The 25,707-nt window shown below is 53.0% G+C and carries 22 protein-coding genes and 1 pseudogene; 19 read left to right on the top strand and 4 right to left on the bottom strand.

The window, feature by feature from the left end:
• The first annotated feature begins 120 nt into the window (after nucleotides 1-120).
• The 12 genes and pseudogenes from EDM60_RS05835 to EDM60_RS05885 all read left to right on the top strand — a co-directional run bounded on the left by EDM60_RS05835 (nucleotide 121) and on the right by EDM60_RS05885 (nucleotide 14,564).
• The gene (locus EDM60_RS05835; protein ID WP_122963109.1) at nucleotides 121-1,725 is read left to right on the top strand and encodes a glutathione ABC transporter substrate-binding protein; all 1,605 of its coding nucleotides are present in this window, start codon (nucleotides 121-123) and stop codon (nucleotides 1,723-1,725) included.
• 210 nt (nucleotides 1,726-1,935) lie between these two features.
• On the top strand, nucleotides 1,936-3,525 hold the full coding sequence (locus tag EDM60_RS05840) for a glutathione ABC transporter substrate-binding protein (RefSeq protein ID WP_122963110.1): 1,590 nt from the start codon (nucleotides 1,936-1,938) through the stop codon (nucleotides 3,523-3,525).
• Nucleotides 3,526-3,638: 113 nt separating this feature from the next.
• Nucleotides 3,639-4,367: pseudogene (locus EDM60_RS05845) on the top strand (ABC transporter substrate-binding protein); the annotation flags it as partial.
• A gap of 120 nt (nucleotides 4,368-4,487) precedes the next feature.
• Nucleotides 4,488-5,390 carry an ABC transporter substrate-binding protein gene (locus EDM60_RS05850; RefSeq protein ID WP_425266753.1) on the top strand — a complete coding sequence of 301 codons (903 nt, stop codon included), beginning with the start codon at nucleotides 4,488-4,490 and terminating at the stop codon, nucleotides 5,388-5,390.
• Nucleotides 5,391-5,405: 15 nt separating this feature from the next.
• Nucleotides 5,406-6,635: an amidohydrolase gene (locus tag EDM60_RS05855; protein ID WP_122963111.1), complete on the top strand. Its 1,230-nt coding sequence runs from the start codon at nucleotides 5,406-5,408 to the stop codon at nucleotides 6,633-6,635.
• A gap of 221 nt (nucleotides 6,636-6,856) precedes the next feature.
• Nucleotides 6,857-8,428, top strand: coding sequence for a glutathione ABC transporter substrate-binding protein (locus EDM60_RS05860; RefSeq protein WP_122963112.1), 1,572 nt, complete (start codon nucleotides 6,857-6,859; stop codon nucleotides 8,426-8,428).
• A 274-nt stretch (nucleotides 8,429-8,702) separates the two neighbouring features.
• Nucleotides 8,703-9,323: an NUDIX hydrolase gene (locus tag EDM60_RS05865; RefSeq protein ID WP_122963113.1), complete on the top strand. Its 621-nt coding sequence runs from the start codon at nucleotides 8,703-8,705 to the stop codon at nucleotides 9,321-9,323.
• Between the two features lie 185 nt (nucleotides 9,324-9,508).
• Entirely contained in the window at nucleotides 9,509-10,948 is a 1,440-nt protein-coding gene (locus EDM60_RS05870; RefSeq protein WP_122963114.1) for an MDR family MFS transporter, read from the top strand.
• A gap of 178 nt (nucleotides 10,949-11,126) precedes the next feature.
• The gene (locus EDM60_RS05875; RefSeq protein ID WP_122963115.1) at nucleotides 11,127-12,377 is read left to right on the top strand and encodes a GNAT family N-acetyltransferase; all 1,251 of its coding nucleotides are present in this window, start codon (nucleotides 11,127-11,129) and stop codon (nucleotides 12,375-12,377) included.
• A gap of 90 nt (nucleotides 12,378-12,467) precedes the next feature.
• Complete coding sequence (locus tag EDM60_RS28465; RefSeq protein ID WP_167470237.1) at nucleotides 12,468-12,644, top strand: hypothetical protein; 177 nt, start codon at nucleotides 12,468-12,470, stop codon at nucleotides 12,642-12,644.
• 155 nt (nucleotides 12,645-12,799) lie between these two features.
• Entirely contained in the window at nucleotides 12,800-13,276 is a 477-nt protein-coding gene (locus tag EDM60_RS05880) for a PilZ domain-containing protein (protein ID WP_122963116.1), read from the top strand.
• A 136-nt stretch (nucleotides 13,277-13,412) separates the two neighbouring features.
• Nucleotides 13,413-14,564: a DUF2087 domain-containing protein gene (locus EDM60_RS05885; protein ID WP_122963117.1), complete on the top strand. Its 1,152-nt coding sequence runs from the start codon at nucleotides 13,413-13,415 to the stop codon at nucleotides 14,562-14,564.
• 42 nt (nucleotides 14,565-14,606) lie between these two features.
• Here EDM60_RS05885 and EDM60_RS05890 read toward each other — a convergent pair whose 3' ends face one another.
• The 3 genes from EDM60_RS05890 to EDM60_RS05900 all read right to left on the bottom strand — a co-directional run bounded on the left by EDM60_RS05890 (nucleotide 14,607) and on the right by EDM60_RS05900 (nucleotide 15,909).
• A complete protein-coding gene (locus EDM60_RS05890) occupies nucleotides 14,607-14,912 on the bottom strand; it encodes a hypothetical protein (protein ID WP_122963118.1) in 306 nt (101 codons plus the stop codon).
• Nucleotides 14,913-15,036: 124 nt separating this feature from the next.
• A complete protein-coding gene (gerQ, locus tag EDM60_RS05895) occupies nucleotides 15,037-15,459 on the bottom strand; it encodes a spore coat protein GerQ (RefSeq protein WP_122963119.1) in 423 nt (140 codons plus the stop codon).
• Between the two features lie 27 nt (nucleotides 15,460-15,486).
• Nucleotides 15,487-15,909, bottom strand: coding sequence for a cell wall hydrolase (locus EDM60_RS05900; RefSeq protein WP_122963120.1), 423 nt, complete (start codon nucleotides 15,907-15,909; stop codon nucleotides 15,487-15,489).
• 182 nt (nucleotides 15,910-16,091) lie between these two features.
• Here EDM60_RS05900 and EDM60_RS05905 point away from each other — a divergent pair, with 182 nt between their 5' ends.
• The 3 genes from EDM60_RS05905 to EDM60_RS05915 are packed head-to-tail and all read left to right on the top strand — an operon-like array spanning nucleotide 16,092 to nucleotide 19,884.
• Nucleotides 16,092-16,508: a MerR family transcriptional regulator gene (locus tag EDM60_RS05905; protein ID WP_122963121.1), complete on the top strand. Its 417-nt coding sequence runs from the start codon at nucleotides 16,092-16,094 to the stop codon at nucleotides 16,506-16,508.
• Complete coding sequence (locus tag EDM60_RS05910; protein ID WP_122963122.1) at nucleotides 16,505-18,076, top strand: class I adenylate-forming enzyme family protein; 1,572 nt, start codon at nucleotides 16,505-16,507, stop codon at nucleotides 18,074-18,076. The genes EDM60_RS05905 and EDM60_RS05910 overlap by 4 nt, the downstream gene beginning before the upstream one ends.
• Nucleotides 18,073-19,884 carry an acyl-CoA dehydrogenase family protein gene (locus EDM60_RS05915; RefSeq protein WP_122963123.1) on the top strand — a complete coding sequence of 604 codons (1,812 nt, stop codon included), beginning with the start codon at nucleotides 18,073-18,075 and terminating at the stop codon, nucleotides 19,882-19,884. The genes EDM60_RS05910 and EDM60_RS05915 overlap by 4 nt, the downstream gene beginning before the upstream one ends.
• A 65-nt stretch (nucleotides 19,885-19,949) precedes the next feature.
• Here the strand turns inward: EDM60_RS05915 and EDM60_RS05920 are convergent, their stop codons facing one another.
• The gene (locus EDM60_RS05920) at nucleotides 19,950-20,516 is read right to left on the bottom strand and encodes a YqaA family protein (protein WP_063228694.1); all 567 of its coding nucleotides are present in this window, start codon (nucleotides 20,514-20,516) and stop codon (nucleotides 19,950-19,952) included.
• Nucleotides 20,517-20,832: 316 nt separating this feature from the next.
• Here EDM60_RS05920 and EDM60_RS05925 point away from each other — a divergent pair, with 316 nt between their 5' ends.
• The 4 genes from EDM60_RS05925 to thrS all read left to right on the top strand — a co-directional run bounded on the left by EDM60_RS05925 (nucleotide 20,833) and on the right by thrS (nucleotide 25,663).
• Nucleotides 20,833-21,051 carry a hypothetical protein gene (locus tag EDM60_RS05925; protein WP_063228695.1) on the top strand — a complete coding sequence of 73 codons (219 nt, stop codon included), beginning with the start codon at nucleotides 20,833-20,835 and terminating at the stop codon, nucleotides 21,049-21,051.
• 153 nt (nucleotides 21,052-21,204) lie between these two features.
• Nucleotides 21,205-22,311, top strand: a complete 1,107-nt coding sequence (gene mqnC, locus EDM60_RS05930; RefSeq protein WP_122963124.1) for a cyclic dehypoxanthinyl futalosine synthase — start codon at nucleotides 21,205-21,207, stop codon at nucleotides 22,309-22,311.
• Nucleotides 22,312-22,496: 185 nt separating this feature from the next.
• A complete protein-coding gene (ytxC, locus tag EDM60_RS05935) occupies nucleotides 22,497-23,417 on the top strand; it encodes a putative sporulation protein YtxC (protein ID WP_122963125.1) in 921 nt (306 codons plus the stop codon).
• Nucleotides 23,418-23,749: 332 nt separating this feature from the next.
• Nucleotides 23,750-25,663, top strand: a complete 1,914-nt coding sequence (gene thrS / locus EDM60_RS05940) for a threonine--tRNA ligase (protein ID WP_122963126.1) — start codon at nucleotides 23,750-23,752, stop codon at nucleotides 25,661-25,663.
• Nucleotides 25,664-25,707: the final 44 nt, after the last annotated feature.

Here is a 25,707-nt window from a genome sequence, read left to right on the forward strand (position 1 = left end):
AAGGTAAAGATAGTGAAAAAGAAAGTAAAGATCGTGCAAAGATTAATAGTAAGAAAATTAGTAATATTTTGTTATGTCATTATTTTTCTTTTTACCAACGAGACAAAGGGGGCATTTTCATTGAAGAAAACGCGCATCGTACGTTCCATTCTTGCTTTGTCTGTCGCGTTTGCGACCGTTTTGACAGGCTGTTCCGGCACCTCGCAATCGCAACCGGCTTCGACCGGCTCCAACTCCGGACAAGCAACCGGCAGTCCTGCGCCATCCACCCCTGCTGCGTCTGGCGGCGGTACGTTGATTATCGCCCGGCTGTCTGACGCGAACAACCTCGACCCGCATTTCAGTACGCAAATCAACTCCATGGCAGTCGTGCAGCACAAAATGTACGAAGGTCTGGTGATGATGGACCGCAACAGCGAGTACAAGCCGCTTCTGGCGACAGAATGGAAGCAGAAAGACGATGTGACATGGGAATTTACTTTGCGGGACGGCGTGACGTTCCACGACGGAACCGCGTTTGATGCGGAAGCTGTGAAGAAGACGATCAATCGCATTTTGGACAAAAACCAGCCGACTCCGAAGGCAAATATGTTCGGGATGATCAAGGAAGTCAAAGTGATTGATCCGAAAAAAGTCGAGATCATTTTGCATTATCCATTCGCGGGATTGCTTTCTGTCCTCGCCAGCGCCGAGGGCGGCATCATCAGCCCGAAGGCGATTGAGCAGTACGGCAAAGACTTGGCCAAGCACCCGGTAGGGACAGGCCCGTTCGTCTTTGAGTCGTGGACGCCCGGTCAGGAAATCGTCATCGTCAAAAATGAAAACTACTGGGGCACGAAGCCAAAAGTGGACAAAGTCGTGTTCAAGACGGTTCCGGAGGACACGACGCGTGTCGCGATGGTGGAGACAGGCGAAGCGCACGTTGCCGAGCAGCTGCCCGTCACGGAGCTGGAGCGGGTGCAAAACTCCGCGAATATGTCGCTGGGGCGCTTCGAGTCTTTTGCCGTGGATCATATCGGGATGAATGTCAAAATGAAGCCGTTTGACGATGTCCGCGTCCGCCAGGCGATTGCGCATGCGATTGACAAGGAAGCGATTATTCAAGGCGTCTACAATAACGTCGGCAAAGTCGCGATCTCTTCGCTCGGTCCAAAAGTAATCGGCTATAGTCCGAACATCAAGACGCCTGAGTACGATTTGAACAAAGCCAAGCAATTGCTCACAGAAGCTGGATACGGCAACGGACTCAAGGCGACCGTGTACTTGAATGACAACAAAGCGCGCATCAACGTGGCAGAGGTGTTGCAATCGCAGTTGAAAGGCATCGGCATTGACCTGCAAATCCAGGTGATGGAGTTCGGGGCGTATTTGGAGCTGGCGGCAAAAGGCGAAGCCCAGATGTTCATCAGCGGCTGGGGCAATGCCACAGGCGACGGCGACTACAACCAGTACAACTTGTTCCACAGCACGTCTGCGGGAGTGCCAGGCAACCATTCCTTCTACAGCAATCCAAAAGTCGACGCGTTGATCGAAGCAGCACGCAAGGAAAAAGACCCGGAGAAACGCAAGCAAATCTACGCAGAGGCGCAACAGATCGAGATGGACGAAGTGCCGCTGCTCCCGTATCGCAGCTCTGAAAACCTGGCAGCTATCGCGAAAAATGTGCAGGGCGTCTACATCAGCCCTTCCGGCTACATCGAGGTCAGCGATGTGACGATTCAATAGGCTGTGCCAAAAGTCTCTCCCAATTGCTGGGAGGGGCTTTTTCTTTTGCTATCCTAATATGTGGAAAAGGCAAAAAAAGAGTAAAGAAAGTGAAAATAGTAGTAAAGAGAGTGAAAAAATAATGCCTGAATAGTAGGTAAAATGAGACATGCGCGAATGGTCAAAAAATTATAGCACATCCGGCGCAAACAAAAGAGGGGGAAACACTACATGAAAAAGACGCGCTTTTTCCAGACGCTGATCGCCATGACTGTTGCCGTATCGGCAGCGCTGGCCGGCTGCTCGCAGGCGCCAGCGCCAGAAGCGGGGACGAACGCCAATACGTCCGGGCAAACAGCAGCGCCTGGCACGGGCAAAGCAGGTGGCACACTGGTCATCGCCCGGTTGTCGGACGCAAACAATCTGGACCCGCACTTTCTTACGCAAATTAATTCGGCAGCTATCATTCATCACAAAGTATACGAGGGTCTGGTCCGCATGGACAAAGAAAGCAAATACGTCGGTTCGCTGGCAAGCGAATGGAAGCAAGTGGACGATGTGACGTGGGAGTTTAAACTGCGCACAGGCATAACTTTCCACGACGGCACCCCATTCAATGCAGAAGCGGTGCAAAAGACGATCGCCCGCGTCCAGGACCCGGCAGTCGGCTCGAACCGCGCCAACCTGTTCGAAGCGATCAAGGAAGTAAAAGTCGTGGATGACAACACGGTGCAATTTATCCTCAACTACCCGTACGCTCCGCTGTTGTCCGTTCTCGCCAGCGCAGAAGGCGGCATCCTGTCGCCAAAAGCGATCGAGCAGTACGGCAAAGACTTGACCAAGCATCCAACCGGAACAGGGCCGTACAAGTTTGAATCGTGGACGCCAGGACAAGAAGTTGTGCTGGTGAAAAACGACAACTACTGGGGAGACAAGCCGAAGCTGGACAAGGTTGTCTTCAAAACAGTACCAGAAGACACAACCCGACTGGCTATGGTCGAGACAGGCGAAGCACAAGTGGCTGAACAACTTCCTGTAACAGAAGTAGACCGCGTGAAAAACTCGGCAAACATGACACTCGGCCGCTATGCGTCCTTCTCCAGCGAGCATATCGGCATCAACAACAAGAAAAAGCCGTTTGACGATGTGCGCGTCCGTCAAGCGATTGCGCTTGCGATCGACAAGCCGACGATCATTCAAGGGGTGTACAACGATGTGGGAACGGTCGCTCATTCCTCGATCTCTCCTACGATGGTCGGCTACAGCGCGAATGTAAAAGACCTTGGCTACGACATCGAGAAAGCGAAAAAATTGCTGGCGGACGCAGGCTATGCCAACGGCTTCAAGGCAACCGTCTACCTCAATGACAACAAGGCGCGGGTCAACGTAGCGGAAGTATTGCAACAACAACTGAAACAAATCAATGTCGATCTGGAAGTCAAAGTGCTGGAGTTTGGCGCCTATATCGACGCAGCGAGCAAAGGCGAAACAGACTTGTTCATCAGCGGCTGGGGCAACGCGACAGGCGATGCTGACTACAATCAGTACAACTTGTTCCACACGAAGTCTCACGGCGCACCAGGCAACCACTCCTTCTACAGCAATCCGGAAGTAGACAAGCTGATCGAAGAAGGACGCAAAGAGAAAGACGAAGAAAAACGCAAACAAATTTACGAAAAAGCGCAACAGCTCGAAATGGATGAAGTAGCAGTCGTGCCTTACCGCTTCGCAGAAAACTTGGCAGCGATTGAAAAAGGGGTAGAGGGCGTCTGGATCAGCCCGGCTGGTCACATCGAAATCGACGAAATCACCTTGCCGTAACCGCAAGCTTCCAAGAGCAATGAATCGCAGCATAGCCGAGTTCCTTGAAGGGATCAGCTATGCTGCTCTACTTTCAAAACAAGAGACAGAAAAGCAAAAACGGGGGCGATTTTATGAAAAGACGCAAAGGATGGAGCATTCTGATGTCGGGCGTGCTCGGCGTTGGACTGGTGCTTGCAGGGTGTTCGGCACAACCGGAGCAGGGGGCTGCGGACAATCCAGCCAAAAGCGAAGCGGCTGATGGAACACAGACGTTGATTATTGCCAGACAATCGGATGCCAACAACTTGGACCCGCACTTTATTTCCGCGATCAACGCGGCGAGCGTCGTCCATCACAAAGTGTACGAAGGATTGATTCGCCGTGACGAAAATATGGAGTTCAAGCCGATGCTCGCAACCGAGTGGAAGCAGCTGGACGAAGTGACGTGGGAGTTCAAGCTGCGCCAGGGCGTTGTTTTCCACGACGGAACACCGTTTAACGCAGAAGCGGTCAAAGCGACGTTTGCTCGCGTCCTCGACCCGAAAGTCGGCTCTCCGCGCGCCACCCAGTTCCAAATGATCCAGGAAGTGAAAGCCGTAGACGACTACACTGTGCAAATCAAGCTGACTTACCCGTACTCGCCGCTGTTGTCCATTTTGGCCAACCATGAAGGGAGCATTATCAGCCCGAAAGCGATCGAGCAATACGGAAAAGATTTGAGCAAGCATCCGGTAGGCACAGGGCCGTTCGTGTTCGAGGCGTGGACGCCGGGACAGGAAATCGTGCTCGCACGCAATGACAACTACTGGGGTGAAAAGGTAACGCTCTTTTCTAAGAAATTGTTGCTTTTAGAAAAGCCGTGAGTTGCTTGGTATTTATAGTACCAAGCGAAGCGTGCATTCACGGTAAATGGAAATCCTATAGACTTCCTGATTTTCATTATAGAACACACGTTTCCACAACAGCAATAGCAACAAAATTTGCGAAAAGAGCCAAAGGTAAAATACGCAAAGGCCGTCTTCAAGGTCGTTCCGGAAGATACGACGCGAATTGCCATGGTTGAGACAGGCGAAGCCCATATTGCGGAGCCGCTGCCTGTAACCGAGATCGAACGCGTCAGCCAGTCGCCGCAAATGGCTCTGTATCGCACAGAAGGACTGGGCACCGATTTTATCGGCTTCAATACGAAGAAAAAGCCTTTTGACGATGTCCGGGTTCGCCAGGCGATCAACTATGCGATCGAGACAGATGCCATCATCCAAGGCGTTTTTAACAATGTGGGAACAAAAGCCAATTCTGCGATGAGCCCGAAAGTTCTCGGCTATAGCGAGGCGCTGAAAGGCTACGAGTTCGACCCGAACAAGGCCAAGACACTGCTCAAGGAAGCGGGCTATGCCAACGGCTTCAAGACAACGCTGTGGACCGGGGATCGCAAAGAGCGGATCAATGCCGCAGAAGTCATTCAGTCGCAGTTGAAAGGCATCGGCGTGGAAGTAGAGGTCAAAGTGCTGGAGTACGGAGCGTATCTCGATGCCGAAGACAATGGCGAGACAGACATGTTTATCAGCGGTTGGGGCAACGCAACAGGCGACGGCGACTACAACCAGTACAACCTGTTCCACTCCAGCTCGCTCGGCAAGGGCGGCAACACGACTTTTTACGTAAACAAGGAAGTGGACAAGCTGATCGAAGAAGCACGCCGCGAGCCGGACAGCGCCAAGCGCAAGCAACTTTACGCCCAGGCGCTGGAAATCGAGTCCAAGGAAGCGCCGATGGTTCCGATCCGCAATCTGGAACACGTTGCAGCGGTCAGCAAAAAAATCAAGGGCTTCTGGATCAGCCCATCCGGTTACATGATGATTAACGATATTACGATGGAGTAAGAAGGGGGAGCGAACATGGAGAGCGGGAAAGACAGCCTCTGGATCAAAAACGCACGTCTGGAAAGCGGGTTTCAAGAGGAGAACGGGAGGATAACAGGGACGGTGACAGAGCGTGTCCATCTGCTTTTGGCGGACGGCCGCGTGGAAAAAATCGTCCCTGCCAGCACTCCGCTCCCACAAGCTGCCTCTTACTGGGACGCAGAAGGACTGCTCATGCTGCCGTCTTTTCGGGAGATGCATATCCATCTGGATAAAACGTTTTACGGAGGTCCCTGGCAGGCAGTCATTCCTGCTCCCAACCGCTTTTTCCGGATTCAACAAGAGCAGGAACTGCTGCCGCGCCAGCTTCCGGTAGCCAAACAGCGTGCAGAAGGCTTGCTGCACCTGCTGCAATCGCACGGTGCGACACACGTCCGAACGCATTGCAATATCGATCCGGTCATCGGTTTGCAAAACTTGGAGGCCACACTCGCTGCTCTGGAAACTTACCGGGAAAAACTTTCCTGGGAAATTGTCGCTTTCCCTCAGCATGGATTGCTGCGCAGTGATTCCGTAGCACTCGTCCGCGAGGCGATGAAGCATGGGGCGGGACTCGTCGGGGGTGTCGATCCAGCTTCTTTTGATGAAGATATCGAAAAATCGCTGCACACAATGATGGATATTGCGGTAGAAGCCAATGCGGACATCGACCTGCATTTGCACGAGCCGGGGCATTTGGGCATTTTCATCATGAAGCGACTCGCCGCGATGGTGCGCGATGCTGGCTGGCAAGGCCGGACGACTGTCAGCCACGCCTATGCGCTGGGAGAGGTGCCGACGGCTTTGGCAGAAGAGATCGCGGAATTGTGCACGGAACTGAACATCGCGATCATGTCCGCGGTGCCGATCGACATGCCGACGATCCCGATTCCGCTGCTCCGGGCAAAAGGGGTGCAGATCGGACTTGGCAACGATAACATTACCGATCATTGGGACCCGTTCGGCACAGGAGATATGCTGCAAAAAGCGAATCGCGTAGCGGAGCGCTTCCGGCTCATTGACGAGAAATCGCTTGCCCGCACGCTCGGCCTGGTCACTGGCGGCATCACCCCGCTTGACGAGGCAGGGAATCGCGCCTGGCCAAAGCCTGGTGACGCTGCCGATGCTGTGTTTGTCCGGGCCAGTTGCTCGGCTGAAGCTGTCGCACGTCAAGCTGCGAAGGAAGCAGTCGTGTACGCGGGAAAAATCGTCTGGCAAAAGCAGTAGCCGCTGCTTTTATTGGAGAAAACCGCTTGTCCGTTCACAGGGGATGAGCGGTTTTTTCACGCAGTCCCTTTCCGGAAGCTGAATCAGATAAAATTAAATAAAAGTAAAAATATTATAAATAGAAGTAAAGATGCTGAAAGGCTGCGCAGAAAGTCTACCGTATAATGCAAATAAGAAATAGATTCAGAATTTTCGACAGCATTGTACAGGGGGACACGCAGATGAAGAAAACACGCTTGTTTGGATCGCTGCTCGCGCTGTCGCTGACCGTCGGTGTAGCACTGACGGGATGTGGCGCAGGTACAGAGCAGCAAAACGCAAATGGAGCACCGGCTTCCGAGGCGGCAAAAGAAGGCGGAACCTTGATCGTAGCGCGCAAGGCAGACGCAAACAATCTCGATCCGCATTTCATTTCCAACATTCCATCCGCCAACTATATTTACGGCAAAGTATATGAGAGTCTGGTGGCGCGGGACAAAAACGCAGGCTACAAGCCAGCGCTGGCTACCGAGTGGAAACAGGTTGACGATCTGACTTGGGAATTTAAGCTGCGCGAAGGCGTTACTTTCCACGATGGCACACCGTTCAATGCCGAGGCCGTGAAAAAGACGTTCGAACGTGCCCTCGATCCGAAAGTAGGTTCCCCGCGCGCTTCCAACTTCGCGATGATCAAGGAAATCAAGGCAGTCGACGACAAAACGGTTCAGTTTATTTTGGACTACCCGTTTGCGCCGCTGCTGTCGATTCTCGCAAGCACGGAAGGCAGCATTATCAGCCCGAAAGCGATTGCCGAAGGCGCTGACACATTGGCGAGAAAGCCGGTAGGAACCGGGCCTTTCAAATTTGAAGACTGGATTCCAGGTCAGGAAATGACCCTGGCGAAAAACGAAAACTACTGGGGCGAGAAGCCGAAAGTGGACAAAGTCCAATATAAAGTCGTACCGGAAGACACGACCCGCATCGCGATGGTCGAGGCAGGCGAAGCGCACATCGGCGACCAGCTTCCTGTAACAGAGGTGGAGCGCGCACAAGCAACGCCAAGCATGAACATGGTTCGCGCAGAAGGTCTCGGTGTAGAATACATCGGCTTCAACGTGACGAAAAAGCCGTTTGACGACATACGTGTGCGCCAGGCTGTCGCGCATGCGATTGAAAAAGAAGCGATTGTCAAAGGCGTGTACAACAACGTAGGGACAGAAGCAGTCTCTTCGATGTCTCCTAAAGTGATCGGCTACAACCCGAACCTTGAGGACTACAAGTACGATGTGAACGAAGCGAAGTCGCTGCTTGCTGCGGCAGGGTACGCGAACGGCTTCAAAACATCGATTGTGACCGATGACCGCAAAGAGCGCATGAACGTAGCGGAAGTAATCCAGTCCCAGTTGAAGGGCATTGGCATCGACGTGGAAATCAAAGTAATGGAGTACGGGGCATATTTGGAGTACACAGACAAAGGCGAGCATGCGATGTTTATCGGCGGCTGGGGCAATGCCACAGGCGACGGCGACTACAACCAGTACAACGTCTTCCACAGCTCCTCTAAAGGCAGCGCCGGAAACATTGCCTTTTACAACAACCCGGAAGTCGACAAGCTGATTGAAGAAGGCCGCCGCGAAAAGGACGAAGCGAAGCGGAACGCGATCTATGCCAAGCTGCAAGAGATCGAGCTGAAAGAAGTTCCGGTCATTCCGATCCGCACCATCGACCACGTATCGGTAACAGCCAAAGATGTAAAAGGCTTCTGGTTAAGTCCGGTAGGCTACCTGATGCTGGACGAAGTCACAATTCAATAAGCTTTCACCAGGACAACACGATGAGACAAAGGGATGGCGCCAGGCGCTGTCCCTTTGTCTATAGGAAGGGAGCGAGGCTGTCAACATGACCGGGAGTGCTGCTCGCCAGCGGCCTGGCAAGGCTTTGGATCGAGCATGGACAGCGCAAAAGCAAAGCCGAAACGGGGCGGAGTGGCGGTAGTGCATATTTCGGGCGAACAGAGTAGCCAACACTTCGCCTAACTGGTAAGGTGGAAAAGAATGAGAAACCGATACGCAGATGAGGTGGAGTTGGATGACGGAAGAACGCTTTGACATTTTTGACGAATCAGGACAGCAGATCGGTGTGGAAGCGCGCAGCGAGGTGCACCGAAAAGGGGATTGGCACCAAACTTTCCATTGCTGGCTTTACCGGGTGCACAATGGACAACTGGAGCTTTTGTTCCAGAAAAGGCATCCGGAAAAAGATACGGGCCCGAATTTGCTTGATATAACATCGGCAGGTCATTTGCTCGCAGGGGAGCGGCCCTGTGACGGAGTGCGGGAATTGGAGGAAGAGCTTGGACTTGTCGTGCCGTATGAAAAGCTCCGCCAGATTGGCGTCATTCGCGATGTGATTACGGCGCCAGGCATCATCGACAAGGAGCTGTGCCACGTATTTGCGATGGAGTGCGATCAGCCGCTGCACGAATATCGCTTGCAAAAGGAAGAAGTGACAGGACTTCTCTGGGTGAATGTGCAGGAGTTGGAGGCGTTGTTTGCAGACCAGCTTTCGCAAGTGGCAGCGAAAGGGTTTTTGACCGATGCGGCAGGAGAGCGCTACGACGCTAGTCTGATGGTCAAGCAGAGTGATTTTGTTCCCCATGAAGTGCATTATTATCAGGAAGTGTTTCAGGCGATCAAAAGCTGGCTGTAACAAGATCAGGAGCGAAGGCGGCTCCCCGAGTCCCCAGTCTTGTCAATCCTTTCGCGCGTTGCAACAATGGCGCGGACAGGTGGCAGACGCGTTTTTGTTTCATAGGTAAGCAAAGTTTTGTGATATACTATGACAACGCTTTTTGGCGAATCGCGATCGTGCGTAGATAGAGAGAGGAGATCGAGATGAGAGTAAAAATTATGGTGGCACTGATGCTTTCCACCTTCCTGGCCGCCATGGAAGGGACGATTGTCAGTACAGCGGTGCCGCGGATTACAAGTGATTTATCGGGATTTGAGCTGGTCAGCTGGGTTTACGCCATCTACATGCTGGCGACTGCCGTGTCTGCCCCGATTTATGGCAAACTCGCTGACTTGTTTGGACGCAAAAATGTGTTGCTGATCGGGATCGGTATTTTCTTGCTTGGTTCCACGCTTTGCGGTGTGGCCATGACGATGGGCCAGCTTATCGTGTTCCGGGCGATTCAAGGCTTGGGCGCGGGTGCGGTCATGCCGATTACGATGACGATTATCGGCGACTTGTATACCGAGCAGACGGCGAGAGCGAAAGCCCAGGGCTGGATCAGCGCTGTATGGGGCCTGTCAGGTGTGGCAGGGCCGCTCGTTGGCGGGTTTTTGGTCGACACGCTTTCCTGGCGTTATATCTTTTTTCTCAATTTGCCGTTCGGGCTTTTGTCCTTTTTCATGCTGGTCTGGTTTTACCGCGAAAAGCTGCTGGCAAAAGCGAAGCGTCATATCGATTATCCGGGAGCGCTGATCTTCACCGTGGGCACGATTGCCTTGCTGTACGCGCTGTTGACGGGCAGCCAGGATCAGTCCTGGACCAATCCGGTGACGATTTCCTTGATTGTGTTTGCACTCGTGACCTACCTGGTTTTCGTTACGGTAGAAAAGCGCTCGCCTGAGCCGCTGATTCCGCTCACCCTTTTGACGAATCGCAACGTGACGATGATCAACATGCTGACGTTTTTGACCAACGGGATTGTGATCAGCATGGTCGTGTACTTGCCGATCTGGAGCCAGGGCGTACTGGGGGAAAGCGCGACGATGGCAGGCTTTGTCCTGACTCCGATGCCCGTCTGTTGGACGATCGGCTCGATTTTGTCCGGCAATCTCTTGGGCAAGCTGCGGGCAGAGCAGTTGATTATCGGAGGGACGGCCATATTGACCGTTGCCACGACGCTTTTAACGATTCTGTCTTCCCATTCGGCAAGTTACTTGATTTATGTCGCCGTAGGCTTGGTGGGGCTTGGCATGGGGCTGATCAGCCCGATCGTCATGGTCAAAATTCAGGCGTCGGTCGCTGTCGACAAACGGGGAACGGCTGTCGCATTGAACACGTTCACAGGAACCTTCAGCCAAACCTTCGGGGCGGCAGTCTTCGGGATGCTATTCAACATGGTCACGGTAGCGGGAGGCCACGCGAATCTCGGGGCATCCTTCGAGACAGGCTCCATCCCTGCGGAACAGCTGGCGTCGATCCGCGATTTGCTTTCTTCCGGGGTCCACGTCGTCTTTACCGGAACACTGGTTATCGCGATTGGCTGCTTCCTCTTGTCGCTTGTGATTGCCAAAAATCAGCGGCAACAGGCGAACAGCCAGTAATTTATCAAGCGTCGGCCATCCGGTCGGCGCTTTTTGGATGGCCAAGCCAAATATGGCTGAAAATGAAACTTTTCCAAAATATACAAAAACTTGTTGCTATTTACCGCATAGATTCTATAAAATTTTTTTAGACGAAATGGTTTGTCCCAAATGCGTACAGACAGGAGTGATTGTGACGATGGACGAGATTCGCCCTGTTTCTTTGAACGATATCGACGAGGTAGCGAGAATTGCCGCCATGGCTTATCCGGGAAGCAATCTTCTCGGGACGGAGGGCAGACAGCAGTTCGCTGAACGGGTCAAAAGCACGCTGGAAAATGACCCGAACGTAAGCTATCACGGATGCTATCGGGACGGACAGCTCGTAGGAATCATGAAGTGGTACGATTTTTCCATGTATGTATACGGTCAATCTGTACTGACAGGAGGAATCGGCACGGTCGCTGTCGATCTGTTGCATAAAAAAGAAAAGGTAGCGAAAACGATGCTGCACGGGTTTCTCGCGGCTTACCGGGAGAGAGGGATTCCACTTGTGTCGCTCTATCCGTTTCGCGTTGATTTTTACAAGCAGATGGGCTTTGGGACAGGAAGCAAAATTCATCAGTACAAATTCAAGCCTGCAAGCCTTCCCTATACGGGCAAGGATCAAATCGTGTACGTGACAAAAGAGGACAAGGAGCAAGTGCTGGCGTGTTACCAGCGGGTCGCCCGGCAGACGCACGGGATGATCAAACGGACGGAGCGGGATGTGGACAGCCTGCTGAATGTGCCGGAAAAAATCGTCGTCGGTGTCCGACAGGAGGACAAACTGACGGGATATCTTGCCTTCCAATTTGAAAGCGCTCACGAGGAAAATAAAATTTTCAACAACATCGTCGCGAAAGAGCTGGTCTATGAATCGCGCGAGGCGTTGGCGCAGCTACTCTCCTTCCTGCACAGCCAGGCGGATCAAATACAGCGGGTTGTCCTCAATACAGCCGACGAAGACTTCCATTTGCTTTTGTCTGATCCGGGAAATGGAACGAACCGACTTTTGCCTAGCGTCTACCACGAGAGTCATGTTTCAGGGGTTGGGCTGATGTATCGGGTGATTGATGTACCGGGCTTTTTCCGGCAAATGTCCGCTCATCGCTTTGGCGCAGAAACGGTTCGCTTGCAGCTGACGGTGCGCGACTCCTTCCTGCCGGAAAACAGCGGGACATGGCTTGTCCAGTTCACAGACGGACATGCTCGCGTGGTAGAGGAAGGACAGGCAGACGCTGCTGTTCAACTGGATATATCCGATTTTTCCTCGCTCGTCATGGGGGCGGTTCGTTTCAGCAAGCTGCACGAGTACGGTCTGGCAGAGCTGGATGACCTGCGCGCGTTGCCGCAGTTGGATCGGCTTTTTTACACGACGAAAAAACCGCAGAGCATGACGCCGTTCTGATTTTTAAAATTGTCATGATTTTGCCATAATTGGTCATCTTATTTTGCCTCTCCCCATATGTTGTTAACAAACGGGGAGGGGGCAGGTCTTATGATTTTTTTTACCGTCGTCATCTTTTTTGCGTTTTTGCTGGTTGTCTGGTTTGTGGTGAAGCTCCTGTTCCGTCTGGAGAAGCGCGATTCCATCAAGTACGACCAAAGGGAGCTTTGGGAATCATTTGACACAAAGTTGCAGGACATTCGGTACAAGAAAGAGAAAAATAAATAGAGCGCCAGTCACACGGCGCTGTTTTCTTTTGTGACATGCGGTGGGAAGTCATTACCTAAGAAATGAATGCGGGCAGCGAAAACCTTGTGCCGACAGGGACGAGGGCTTCGCCGCGTTTGGGAATAAATCGGGCAAGGGAAAGGAAGGTGAGAGCAATGGCGAGTGGATCAGAGGGTCACAAACGTGAATATTTCCGGTTGAAGCTGGAGCATCCCCTCTGTGCATTCATGACCATTGTTCTTGTCAAAGGAAAGACGATGGAGATCGGCAGCGCGAAGGTGCTGATTGAGGATATCGGCGCAGGCGGACTGCGATTTCTCTCGCACTTGAAAATGCCGGCCAGCGACCAGCTCGTCTTGCAGTTTGAGACGGAGTTGTGCGGCTCGACATTGAAAATGTACGGACATGTCGTGCGTACAAGCCCGTGGGAGCAAGATTTTTATGAATACGCGGTACGGTTCACGATGGAAGAAGCGCAGCATTTGGAGATCAACCAGTTGGTGAACCGTCTGGCCATTCGCTATCGGCAAAACCGGGTAGGGACGGAAGGGAGCTTTTGGAAGGGCGATCGGCAAGCCTTTCTGCAAGAATTGGCCCAGGCGTCGCAAACTTTGGAGACGACGAGAGCATAGGGCAAAACAGCAAACGAATCAAGACGAGCAGGCTTCTTGTTGGTGGGGTGACCAACAAGGGGCTTTTTTTGACAATGCACAAACGAAGTGTTATATTGTCTGCAATAAACTAAACATTTTGGGGATGTGCTTGTCAATGGGCATCAATGAATCGTTTTGGACTGCTTCATTGGAGGAAGCCAAGCAAGGATATGTAGAGCGGGAGCACGATTATTTGTGCTTGCTATGTGGAGCAGAAGTGGAAAAAGGAATCATCTATCCGGTAGACGGCGCCCTGTTCGAGGCGTCGCGTTACATGCGTCATCATATCGAGCAGGAGCATGAATCGGTTTTTGCTCATCTGAGCGGGTTGGACAAGCGGTTGACCGGACTGTCCGATCATCAGGCCAGCTTGATGCGGTTGTTTTATGCGGGCAAAAGCGATGCCGAGGTGCAAGCCGAGATGGGCATCGGCAGCGCTTCGACGATCCGCAATCACCGTTTTGCCCTCAAAGAGAAAGAGCGGCAAGCAAAAGTATTTTTGGCAATGATGGAGCTGCTGCGGGAAACGGACAAAGCAAGCACATGCTCTTCAACGGGCAAGGGAAAGCCAAACAAGCAGGCTGAAAAGCAGAGAGAGGCCGGGCCGTCTGAATATGCCGCGGTTGTGCAAAAGTATTTTCCGAACGGGCCAGGCCATTCGCTGGCGCGGATACCACGCAAGCATAGCCACAGGCAGATTGTTTTTCAGGAGATTGCCAATCGCTTTGCGCCGGACAAGGTGTACACGGAGCGGGAAGTCAATGAGCTGCTGGAAGCGATTTATGAGGACCACGTTACCTTGCGCCGTTACTTGATCGACTTCGCTTTGTTGAGCCGGGAAGCCGACGGCAGCGCGTATTGGCGCACGAGCCGGGCGGGCGGCGACGGAGCGGAGCAAGAGGCGACGACGGATCGCAAGCAAGAGCTGAAACAGCTGTACAAAGAAGTGAAGAGCGAGGCTGGCGTCTACCAGATCCGCAACAAAGAGAACGGCAAGGTACTCGTGGCGAGCACCATGAACATCAAAACGATGAACGGCAAAAAGTTCATGTTGCAGCACGGCTCCCATCCCAACCGGGAACTGCAAAACGATTGGAACGAGCTGGGCGCTGATGCATTCGAGTTCGAGGTGCTGGAAGTGCTGGAAAACAAAGACGAGCCTGCGTTTGATGCGAAGGCTGCTTTGGAGAAATTGGAAGCAAAGTGGGTAGAGAAGCTGGCTCCATACGGCGACCGCGGATACCATACCCGAAAACAGGCAGAGTAGAAAAAGCAACAGGCTACCTTGAACTGGAGGGTAGCCTGTTTTTTAGTCGAGCAGGCGAAAGCGCTCCAGGTGGTCGTGCAATCCGATCTGCTGCAAAATCTCGATTTGCCTCGGGCCAATCAGGTCAAAGTGGGGAAAAGCGGCGCGGTTGTGAATATAGGCGGGATTCAAGCCGTGCTGGCGGCACCATTCCACCAGCTTGTTTGGATCGGCGCAGCCTACTTTTGTCACGGTTTTCATCTCAGGAAAACGCGGGTCCAGCCAGTAATGCGTCAGAAAAGCAATCTCTCCGCGCCGGACCGCCTGTTTCCACTCGTTTAACTCTGCTCGTGAAATGCCGAATGCCACGAATGCTCTCCTCTTTCTGTTGAAAAGATGTGTGGCACAAGCGCATGCTTTGCCTATCGCCCCATTATAGCAAAAAGACAGCGCCCATCTGAACGAGAGATGGACACTGTCTTTTTGGTAAAGCTTAACGTACCCCCTGAGGAAGTGTCGGAGGAATGTAGTTCAGCTCTTCGTCGGCTGTGATGTAGTCGGTATTGACCATGAGCAGCAAGTAGCGTTTGCCCGTTTGCGGGTCGCTGAGAATGATGTGGTCGCGCCCGGCTGTCTCCAGCACGCCGCGGAAAATTTTCGCGTTCCACTGGCTGTTGTTCTCGAACGTCTGGTAAACGGTAATGACTTTGCCGCGATTCATGCGCAAAATGTTTTCGATGTACGATTCTTCCATGACTTGCCCCGGCGTATAAGGCGTGCCAGGGATCAGCGCGCCGCTTGGCTGCATAGGAACCAATTGCGGCTGCTGCTGTTGCTGCATGCCAAAAGGAAACTGTGCGGAAGGATACATTTCATACCCGTAAGGATACGGTTGGTATGGGATTTGCTGACTCATGATGAACTCGCTCCTTTTATCTATCTGTTAAAAAACGCGCGGACAATCGGCTCTGGTTGGAATGAAGAAGCAGTGCGCCTTGTAACGCCCGGAGTTTGCCTGATCCCACCAGGTGGCAGGGCAATTGCCGACAGGACGGTAAAACCAAAGCGCATTGGTGGCTGGACGTGTCCGCTCGCCATTGATCGTTCGCTGGGCCAAACGTCTTTCGCGCTCACGTGCCCGCTGGTAGAAGTACGGCTTTTGCACAGACTCATATCCGCCCGGAGATTGATAGACCATATCTCGCATCGTCCGTATGTTCTTGAAGTCAAGGCAGTTGGCGAGAATCCGGTTGACGCCCACATTCCCCACCATCAGCATCCCCAGCTCGCCTTCGCCTTCCGCTTCCGCGCGCATTAAACGAGCCAACATATCGACGTCATTGCTGTTCGCTTTGATAACGGCCATTGCTTCACCTCCTCATAAAACTCACAATGACAATATATGGGCGTATGCCAGATCGGTGATTGCACCAGCGAAATTTTTCGGTAGATCGGGGCGGCAGTTGACGTTAACGTAAACGGAAGGTAAAATATGGTTAATCAGTTATTTCTGAATATTAGAAAAGAAAGGTAAAGGAGCAGGAGACGATGAACAGAGAAGGCGACGAAAAGCAAGCACCATGGTCCATCTCTGATCTTGCTCACGAACTGGATGTCAGCACGAGAACGATTCGTTACTACGAGGAAGTCGGCCTGATTTTTCCGGCTCGAACTGAGCGGGGGATCAGGTATTACAGCCGCCAGGATCGGGCCAGGCTGCGATTGATTATGCGGGGAAAGCGCTTCGGCTTCTCGCTGGAGCAAATCCGGGAAATGATCGAGTTGTTTGGCGAGGATCGCAGCGGTCGCGCCCAGTTGCTGCGTGCCATTGATTACGGCAACCAGAAGCTGGCGGAAATTGACGACAAGATCAGGGAGCTGTCGCTGCTGCGGGAAGATATTCTCGCTTACAAGCTGGGGTTTGAACAAAAATTGCTGGAAGAACATGGGGAGGGGAACCGATGAACGTATCAGCTTTGCTTGCTGTAAACGGACGCAAATATCCCGACAAGCCTGCACTTGTCGCAGGTGATGCAGAACTTACCTTTGCCGAGTGGAATGATCAGGCGAGCAGGTGGGCCTATCGTTTGAGAGAGCATGGCGTCGAGCCAGGAGATCGCGTGGTTTTGATGCTGCCGAATTGTCCGGAGTTTGCGGTTTTTTACATAGCCGTTATTCGCTGCCAGGCGCTTGTCGTACCGATCAATGCGCGGTCGACCCAGGAGGAAGTGCGCTACATATGCGAGCATGCAGGGGCGAAAGCACTGATCGTTCACGAAGCTCTCGTGCACGCGGTCAACGAATGGATCGAACAAGGAACGAATCTGCTTGCCATCAAGACGGGCGGCAGTCAGGGCGTTTGGCTGGGAACAGTAGCTTGGGAGACAGGCGAAGACGTTCTCGGCAAGCTGGATGAATTTGCGATCGACCCGGATGCTCCGAACTTGACAGAAGACAGCGAAGTCAGCATTTTGTACACGTCAGGTACAACGGGCCGGCCAAAAGGTGTTTTGTACACGCACAGAAGCTTGCTGACCGTCGCGACCATGATGGCCATCGAACTGTCGATCCAGCATCGCTCTCGCATCCTCCAGCTCATGCCGCTCAGCCATTCAGCGCCGCTGCACTTGTTTTTTATCTCAGGCTTGATGGTCGGAGCGACGCAAGTGATGGCGCTCACGTTTTCGCCGGAGCTTCTCTTGTCGCTCGTGCAAAAGCACCGGATTACCCACTTTTTCGGGGCGCCCGTTGCTTACTTGCTGACGATGAAGCATCCCGAGTTCGCCCGGTACGATTTGTCATCCGTGGAGTTTTGGATGTACGGAGGCGCTCCTCTGTCCAAGGAAATGGCTGCGCAGATGGAGCAAGCGTACGGCAGGGACAAACTGGCTTGCGTCTACGGGCTGACGGAAGCAGGGCCGACGGGCACTCGCCTGCTGCACCGCGAGCACCCGGACAAGGTGGGCAGCGTCGGAAACCGCGGCGTCCTGTTCGCCGAAGTCGAGGTTGTCGACGAAGCGGGCAGACCTGTCCCGGCAGGTACGCCTGGCGAGGTGCGAGTTCGCGGAGCAGGCTCGATGAAAGCCTATTACAACAACCCGGAAGCGACGAGCGAGGCGCTGCGCGACGGCTGGCTTTACACGGGAGATATCGGAAAATTCGACGAGGACGGCTTCCTGTGGATCGTCGACAGGAAAAAGGATGTCATGATTACGGGCGGAGTCAATGTCTACCCGAAGGAACTTGAACAGCTGCTGGAGCGTCACCCGGCGATTGCCGAAGTGGCTGTCGTGGGGCTGCCCCATCCCGAGTGGGGCGAGACGGTTACCGCCTATGTAGTGCTTGTTGCAGGGGCTGATCCGGCGCACGATTGGCTGACAGAAGTGCGCGGCTTTTTGAGCGGACACCTTGCCGATTACAAGCTGCCGCGACAGGTGAAAGTCCTCGCCCAGCTGCCGCGCAATACGAGCGGAAAAGTGCTCAAGCATGCTTTGCGCGATTCGGCTGCGCAAAAGGAAGTGGAGCTGACATGAGCGACCTGCAAGCGAAAATCGACCAGCGCCGCTACAGCGACAACATCCCTCACCCGCGCGCAGGCAGCCAGCAAAACTTTTTTGCGGCAGACCCCAACCTTGCTTTTTTGCTGGAGCGGTATTTGCCGGCGCCGATGCACGATTGGGCGAAGCAGCAGCTTGGTTGGCTGGGGGCACATGCGGCGGGGCCGCTGGATGAGCGGGCAGCCTATACCGATCGGGACGGCAAGCCGCACTTGCGCAAATACAATCGCCTTGGCGAAGACGTTTCCGAGATCATCACCAACGAAGGCTACAAGCAGACGGTGGCTGACGTGTACGGGGCGGGGATCGTCCATTATTTGTACCACGACATTCCCGAGCTTGGGTTCAAGGCACCGTACAGCTACTCCTTTTTGCTGGGCTACCTCGTCAGCCAGACCGAGCCAGGCTTTTATTGCCCGGTGACCTTGACGATGTCGGCGGCGTATTTGATCGATAAATACGGGGATGAGCAGCAAAAAGAGCAGTACCTGAGCGGGCTGACCTCGCGGGATCGCCGTTCGCTGTACGAGGGAGCCACTTGGCTGACGGAGCGTCAGGGCGGCTCGGATGTCGGGGCGAATCTCACGGTTGCCAAGCCGACAGCTGGGAAGCCGGGCGTCTATCAGTTGACGGGCGAGAAATTTTTTGCCAGCAATGCGGGCGCGATGGTCGCCACGGTGCTTGCGAGAATCGACGACAGCAAGCCGGGCACAAAAGGCTTGGGGCTGTTTCTCGTCCCGTGGGTTCGGCCGGATGGCACGCGCAACCAGATTGAGGTTCGGCGTTTGAAAGATAAGCTCGGAGTGAACGCAGTGCCGTCTGCGGAGGTGCTGCTTCACGGCGCGGAAGGCTATTTGATCGGACAGCCGGAAAATGGCTTCAAATACATGGCGGAAGCGCTGAATTTGTCGCGAATTTGCAATGCGATCGCATCGGTCGGAATCATGCGCCGAGCCTTGTATGAAGCCAAATATTACGCGAGCGAGCGGCGTGCTTTTCAAAAGCCGATCGACCAGTACCCGATGGTCAGAGAAATGCTGGTCAACCTGCTCTTGGATACGGAAGTAAGCACAGGCGCCGTGTTCGACATGATTGCTGTCTACGACCGCGTACAGGATGGTTCGGGGGGCAGGGACAATTTGGCGCTTTGCCGGCTGTTGATTCCCCTGTTGAAATACCGGACGGGAGAGGAAGCGGTGGAAGCCGCCCACACAGCTATCGAGATTCACGGCGGCAACGGTTTTATCGAAGAGTATGTCACACCGCGCTTGCTGAGGGATGCGCAGGTGTTGACGGTGTGGGAGGGAACTTCGAACATTCTTGCGCTGGACATTTTGCGCGTCATGCAAAAAGAAAACAGCCATGCGGTCTTGATCCGGCTGTTGCGTTCGCGTGCGGCAGGCTGGCACCATGCCTTTTCCCGGCCGTTCGCCCAGCTTTTGCAATCCGAGCTTGCTGTACTGGAGGAGAATATTGCTTATTTGCTCCAGCAGTCGCCTGATTATCTCAGCTATAAATTGAAGGCGCTCGCCGACCACATGATTGACTTGTACACGCTTTCCTGCATCGTCAGCGAAGCAGAGGATCAGCTGCTGCGAGACAACAATGCCCGCAAATACGTGCTGGCAAAGCTGTACGCAAACAAGCATTTGCTGCCGAAGACAAAGCGGGGCATCCAGGGTGACGAGCTGCTGGATGTGCATTTTTTCCGCGAGCTTCTGGACTATGAGCCGATCCCGCTGGAGGCGCTACAGCAGCAGTCTGCCTTTTTGTTCGCCACGTAACCAATCGCATCAAAAGGAAAAAACGCCCATGCAGCCAATTCGAGGTTGCTTGGGCGTTTTTCATCTCAGGCATAGCGTTTTCTGCGTTTGTTCCAGATGAACCAGCCAACGGCTACAAGTGCAGCGGCTGCGAGCAATGAGACTTCCAAGTATTCGTCCAGCAACACTTTGGCATGTTTGCCGTACAAGTAAAACAACGTACCGATCAGGAAAAATTTCAGGCCGCGACCGACGATGGCAAAGAGCATCAGCTTTGTCAGCGAATAGTTGAAAACGCCGCTCAATACGGTAAATACTTTGAACGGGATGGGCGTAAATGCGCCGATCAACACCGCAGCGTCTCCGTTTTTGGCGAATTTCTCGGTGGCGACCACGACCCATTTTTCCGGGAGCAGCTTGTGCAAAAGCGGTTTCCCCAGCCACTTGCCGAGCAAAAATCCGATTGGCGCCCCAAGAATCGAGGCGGTAAAAGCCACCGTTGCAAAGCGGAGGGCCGATCCGGGGTCAAGCAGACTCATCGCAATTTGCATAAAAAAAGGAGGAATCGGACTGATGAACGAATCCAAAAATGCCATGCCAAAGAGGCCCCATATTCCATATTGCATGAAAAGTTCTGTGATTTGATCGAGCATGAGCATCTCCTTAAGCACATTTCCTCTCGGGAATCAATTATACAGGAAAAAAGCGGTTTTCAGTAGTTAGGATATGCTTGGTCGTGCGGACAAAGACCGAAAAAGCGGGCTGATCCAAACAGATAGAAATACGATTGATTACACCGGGGGGTTACATTTTCCTGGTATTTTCCGGCTTTTAAGGAGATTCGTCCTGAGCGAAACGGCCCTGTGTATGCGTGAGTCGTGGTCAGGAAGTCCCTAGCTTTTCCATTGACGATAGGAAAGAATATCCATTAGTATAGAGAAGAAGGACATACAGCGTTGGGAGGAGCCCATGAAGACATTGGGATCGGGGAAAGTCGTTTTTTATGCGCCGGATGGAACCAGCGTGCAACTGACAGGAGAAATTGACGTGCGCGGAGACCGGGTAGCCGTGACTGAAATCATTTACTTTAACGGTCAGCCTAATGGTGCGCGTGAAACCAATCTGCCACTTTCGCAAACGGTCATCTACTGGGAACCGGAAGTGTATGAGCAGATCGGATTTGAATGATAAAAGAACAAGAAATATCGGGCAGCCCTGCTTTTTGCGGGGCTGTTTTGCATAAAGCTCCTGTTTGTGGCAGCACCTCGGGCTATAGCCGTTATGTCCCGAGTGTGATATCATGTGGGATGGAATTTACGTATGGTACAAGGAGTGATCCTGATGATCGATGCTATATTGGAGCGTGCCCTTGCAGGGGAACGACTGGGCCTGGAAGACGGCCTGGCCTTGTTTGCCAGCAACGAAATTGAAAAGATCGGACACTACGCCAATCTGGTGATGCAAAAGCATCATCCGGAACCAATTGCCACGTTTGTTATCAGCCGAAATGTGAACTACACGAACATTTGCGATACGTATTGCCGCTTTTGCGCCTTTTACCGTCGTCCAGGCTCAAGCGAAGGCTATGTACTGCCAAGAGAAACCATTTTCCAAAAGATTCAGGAGACCGTAGACGTAGGCGGTACGGAAATCTTGATGCAGGGCGGAACGAACCCGGATTTGAAAATTGATTACTTTACCGACCTGCTGCGGGCGATCAAGGAACGTTTTCCGAAAATCACCATGCACTCGCTGTCGGTAGCGGAAGTCATCAAAATCGCGGAAGTCTCCAACATGTCGGTCGAGGATGTGCTCAAAGAGCTGAAGGCAGCGGGGCTGGATTCCTTGCCGGGAGCGGGCGGAGAAATTCTCGACGACCGTACGCGCCGCAAAATTTCCCGTTTGAAAGGCTCTTGGAAAGAGTGGATCGATACGCAAAAAGCTGCTCACCGCATCGGGTTGCCAGGTACGGCGACGATGGTAATCGGCTTTGGCGAGGAGATGGAGGAGCGCGTGCTGTCTTTGCTGCGCATCCGTGAAGCACAGGACGAGACGCACGGCTTCAAAGCGTTCATCGTCTGGACGTTCCAGCCGGACAACACCAACATGAAGGCCGTCAACAACACGCCGGAAGAATACCTCAAGTCTTTGGCGATCAGCCGACTCATGCTGGACAATATCGAAAACTTCCAATCTTCCTGGGTCACCATGGGCCCGCACTACGGCCAATTGTCGCTCTCTTACGGAGCAAACGACTTCGGTCAGACGATGATGGAAGAAAATGTCGTGTCAGCCGCCGCATGTACGTACAAAGTGAACACCAACCAGATTCTCGAACTGATTCGCGGAGCAGGCAAAATCCCTGCCCAGCGCAATACCCAGTACGACATCCTGCGCGTGTTCCAGGACGGCGAGATGGCAGAGAAAGATTTTGTGATGCAAAACTAATTGATATACCAGCTGTTTCCACGCGCTGCTTGATCACCAGCCTTTGTCAAAGGGGAAGTGATGAGGGAGCGCGTTTTTCATATGGAACGACCCCATTTTCCAATCCCCGGTTTCCAATCGTTTAAAAGTATATCGCCAATCAAGGGACATATACTGTAACTACAATTGCGGTTGGGGGGATGAAAATGCAAACGTATCGCGTATTGCTGGAGAATGTCCCTGAGCATAGTGGCACGTATCGCGTGATCGTAAACGAAATGCTGGAGCGAGTCAATACGGCCCCGGTGCGCATTACATACAAGGAGCAAGAGCAGGAGGACTACTGCACGTTCCTTTTTCAAAGCTGGTGCGAAGAAGAATATGATGCGCAGACGATAGAGTGGGCGAGAGCTTTTGTGGCATTGACGTTGGCAGAGTGGGTGACACAGGTCAAGGAAGCGGACATCATGCAGGAAATGGCTGCCGATCTGTTGGCGGCAGAACAACTGGAAGAAGAATGGGGAGAAATTTTGCCCTACATCGAGCGCATGTGCCAGGAAATCGAGCAGGATGGCCGCGAGCTTTTGGCTGCCACGACCCGCAAGGCCAATGTTTACCGCAAGGCGTTTTTGTATCTGGAGCAGGAGCGGACGATCAACGTCCTGGGTTTCATCCGGTTCCGGCTGCAAGAGCATTGGAACGAGCTGTTTGAACTGGTGGAGTCCGGGATTGACGAATATCTGGAAGACAAGCAATACCAGGAATTTGTCGAGCTGTTGCGCTACTTCATCGCCGTGCAGGAAGTGAAACAGGAAGTGGTCCATGTTGTTCCTAGTGTGGACAAACCTTTCCATCTTTATGACAAACAGGGAGACCGTCTCTGGCTGGAGCAGCTTGATTCCGTGCTCAGCATGGACGAACAAAAGTGCCGAGACGAGGATTATTTGGTCAGCGCCTTGGTTACACTGGCTCCTGAGAGTATCGTGCTGCACATGGCTGGCGACAGGCCGGGGCTTGCGCAAACGATACGCAGCATTTTCGACAGCCGGCTGATTACGTGCCATTCCTGTTCATTATGCATTGGGCAAAGACGTGTACTTGACGGGAACAATCCGAGTCCACTATAATAAGCAACAACAAACGTATATGGCTTACAAATACGATGAGAAGGACATGGACGATATGAAGATCGCTCTAGAGAGGCGGGCCTAGGCTGGGAGCTTGCTGCGAGATCATATGGATCTACCCCCTTCGAGTAGCAGCCGGGAACGAAGCGCGTTTGCTTCCACTATCGGTTTGCCGGTTCCCATACCGTTATCATGTCATGAGGAGTCTGTTTCGGTGTTCCTTTTTATGCAAACAGACTTGAACTAGGGTGGTACCGCGAGAATGCACTCGTCCCTTTTTGGGATGGGTGTTTTTTATTTTCTCAAAAACAAACAGGAAGGAAGAATCCAAGGTGGCACAAATTAACGTAACATTCCCAGATGGCGCAGTTCGTCAGTATGATGCTGGGATCACCATCGAAGAGATCGCAGGCTCGATTAGCGCAAGCCTGAAGAAAAAAGCAGTAGCCGGTAAAAAAGACGGCAAAGTGGTGGATTTGTACACGCCACTTGAGGATGATGCAGCGATTGAAATCGTCACTCTCGATACACCGGACGGATTGGAAGTATATCGCCACAGTACCGCTCACTTGCTCGCCCAGGCTGTACGCCGCATCTACGGCAGCGAAGTGAAATTCGGTATCGGTCCCGTGATTGAGGATGGCTTCTACTACGATATGGATATTCCGGTAGCACTCTCGCCAGAGGATTTGGGCAAGATCGAAGCCGAAATGGAAAAAATCGTGAAAGAAGATTTGCCGATTCGCCGCAGAGTGGTGAGCCGCGATGAGGCGATTCGAATCTTCTCCGATCTGAACGATCACCTCAAGCTGGAACTGATTCGCGATCTGCCAGACGAGGCTACCATTACTTTGTACGAGCAGGGCGAGTTTTTCGACCTCTGTCGCGGCCCGCACTTGCCATCGACTGGCTTCATCAAGGCGTTCAAGCTGATGAGTGTAGCAGGCGCATACTGGCGCGGAAAAGCGGAAAACCAGGTGCTGCAACGCGTATACGGTACAGCTTGGCCGAAAAAAGCCGACATGGATGAATATCTGCACTTCATCGAAGAGGCGAGAAAACGCGATCACCGCAAACTGGGCAAAGAGCTGGGATTGTTCATGTTCTCCGAAGAAGCTCCAGGCATGCCGTTCTACCTGCCATACGGCTTCACTGTCCGCAACGAGCTGGAGCAATTCTCCCGCCGCCTGCAGCAGTTGGCGCAGTACACAGAGGTGCGCTCTCCGTTCCTCATGAACGAGCGTCTCTGGAAAGAGTCCGGCCACTGGGATCACTACAAGGAAAACATGTACTTCTCCGAGGTCGAGCACGCGACTTATGCGCTGAAGCCGATGAACTGCCCTGGACACATGCTGATTTACAAAAATGCGATGCACTCCTATCGCGACCTGCCAATCCGCTACTCCGAATTTGGTCAGGTGCACCGCCACGAGTATTCCGGTGCGCTGAACGGCATGCTTCGCGTTCGGACTTTCTGCCAGGATGACGCGCACGCCTTCGTTCGTCCTGACCAGATCCAGAACGAAATCAAGAGCATGATTCAACTGATCGATAAAATTTACAACGTCTTCGGCTTCGAATACAGCGTAGCGCTCTCGACTCGTCCAGAGGATTCCATGGGCTCCGACGAACTGTGGGAAACTGCGGAAAGCTCCTTGAAAAAGGTGCTGGAAGACTTGGAAATGCCTTACGAGATCAAAGAAGGCGACGGCGCTTTCTACGGTCCGAAGATCGACTTCCAAATTACTGACGCGTTGAAACGCCGCCACCAATGCGGAACGATCCAGCTCGACTTCCAGATGCCAGAGAAGTTTGACCTGACTTATATTGGCCAGGACAACGAGAAGCACCGTCCGGTTGTCTTGCACCGTGCGATGTACGGCTCGATGGAGCGCTTCATCGGCATCCTGATCGAGCACTATGCCGGGGCGTTCCCAGTATGGCTGACTCCGGTTCAGGCTCGCCTGATGAACATCAGCGAGGTACACATTCCTTATGCAGAGCAAGTCAAAGAAAAACTGCAACAAGCAGGAATCCGCGTGGAGCTGGATGCGCGCAACGAAAAAATCGGCTACAAAATCCGCGAAGCGCAAGTGCAAAAAATCCCGTACATGCTGGTCATCGGTGAAAAAGAGATGGCTGACGGCACACTGTCTGTTCGCAGACGCGGCGTAGGCGACGAAGGTGCCATGACTGTGGATGCCTTCGTGGAAAAAATCCGCGCTGAAATCAACGAAATGAAGTAAAAACAACAAAACGGTCATGAAAAAGGGCAGTCTCTTCCGCGATG

The sequence above is a fragment of the Brevibacillus parabrevis genome (assembly GCF_003710905.1).
GTDB lineage: Bacteria > Bacillota > Bacilli > Brevibacillales > Brevibacillaceae > Brevibacillus > Brevibacillus parabrevis.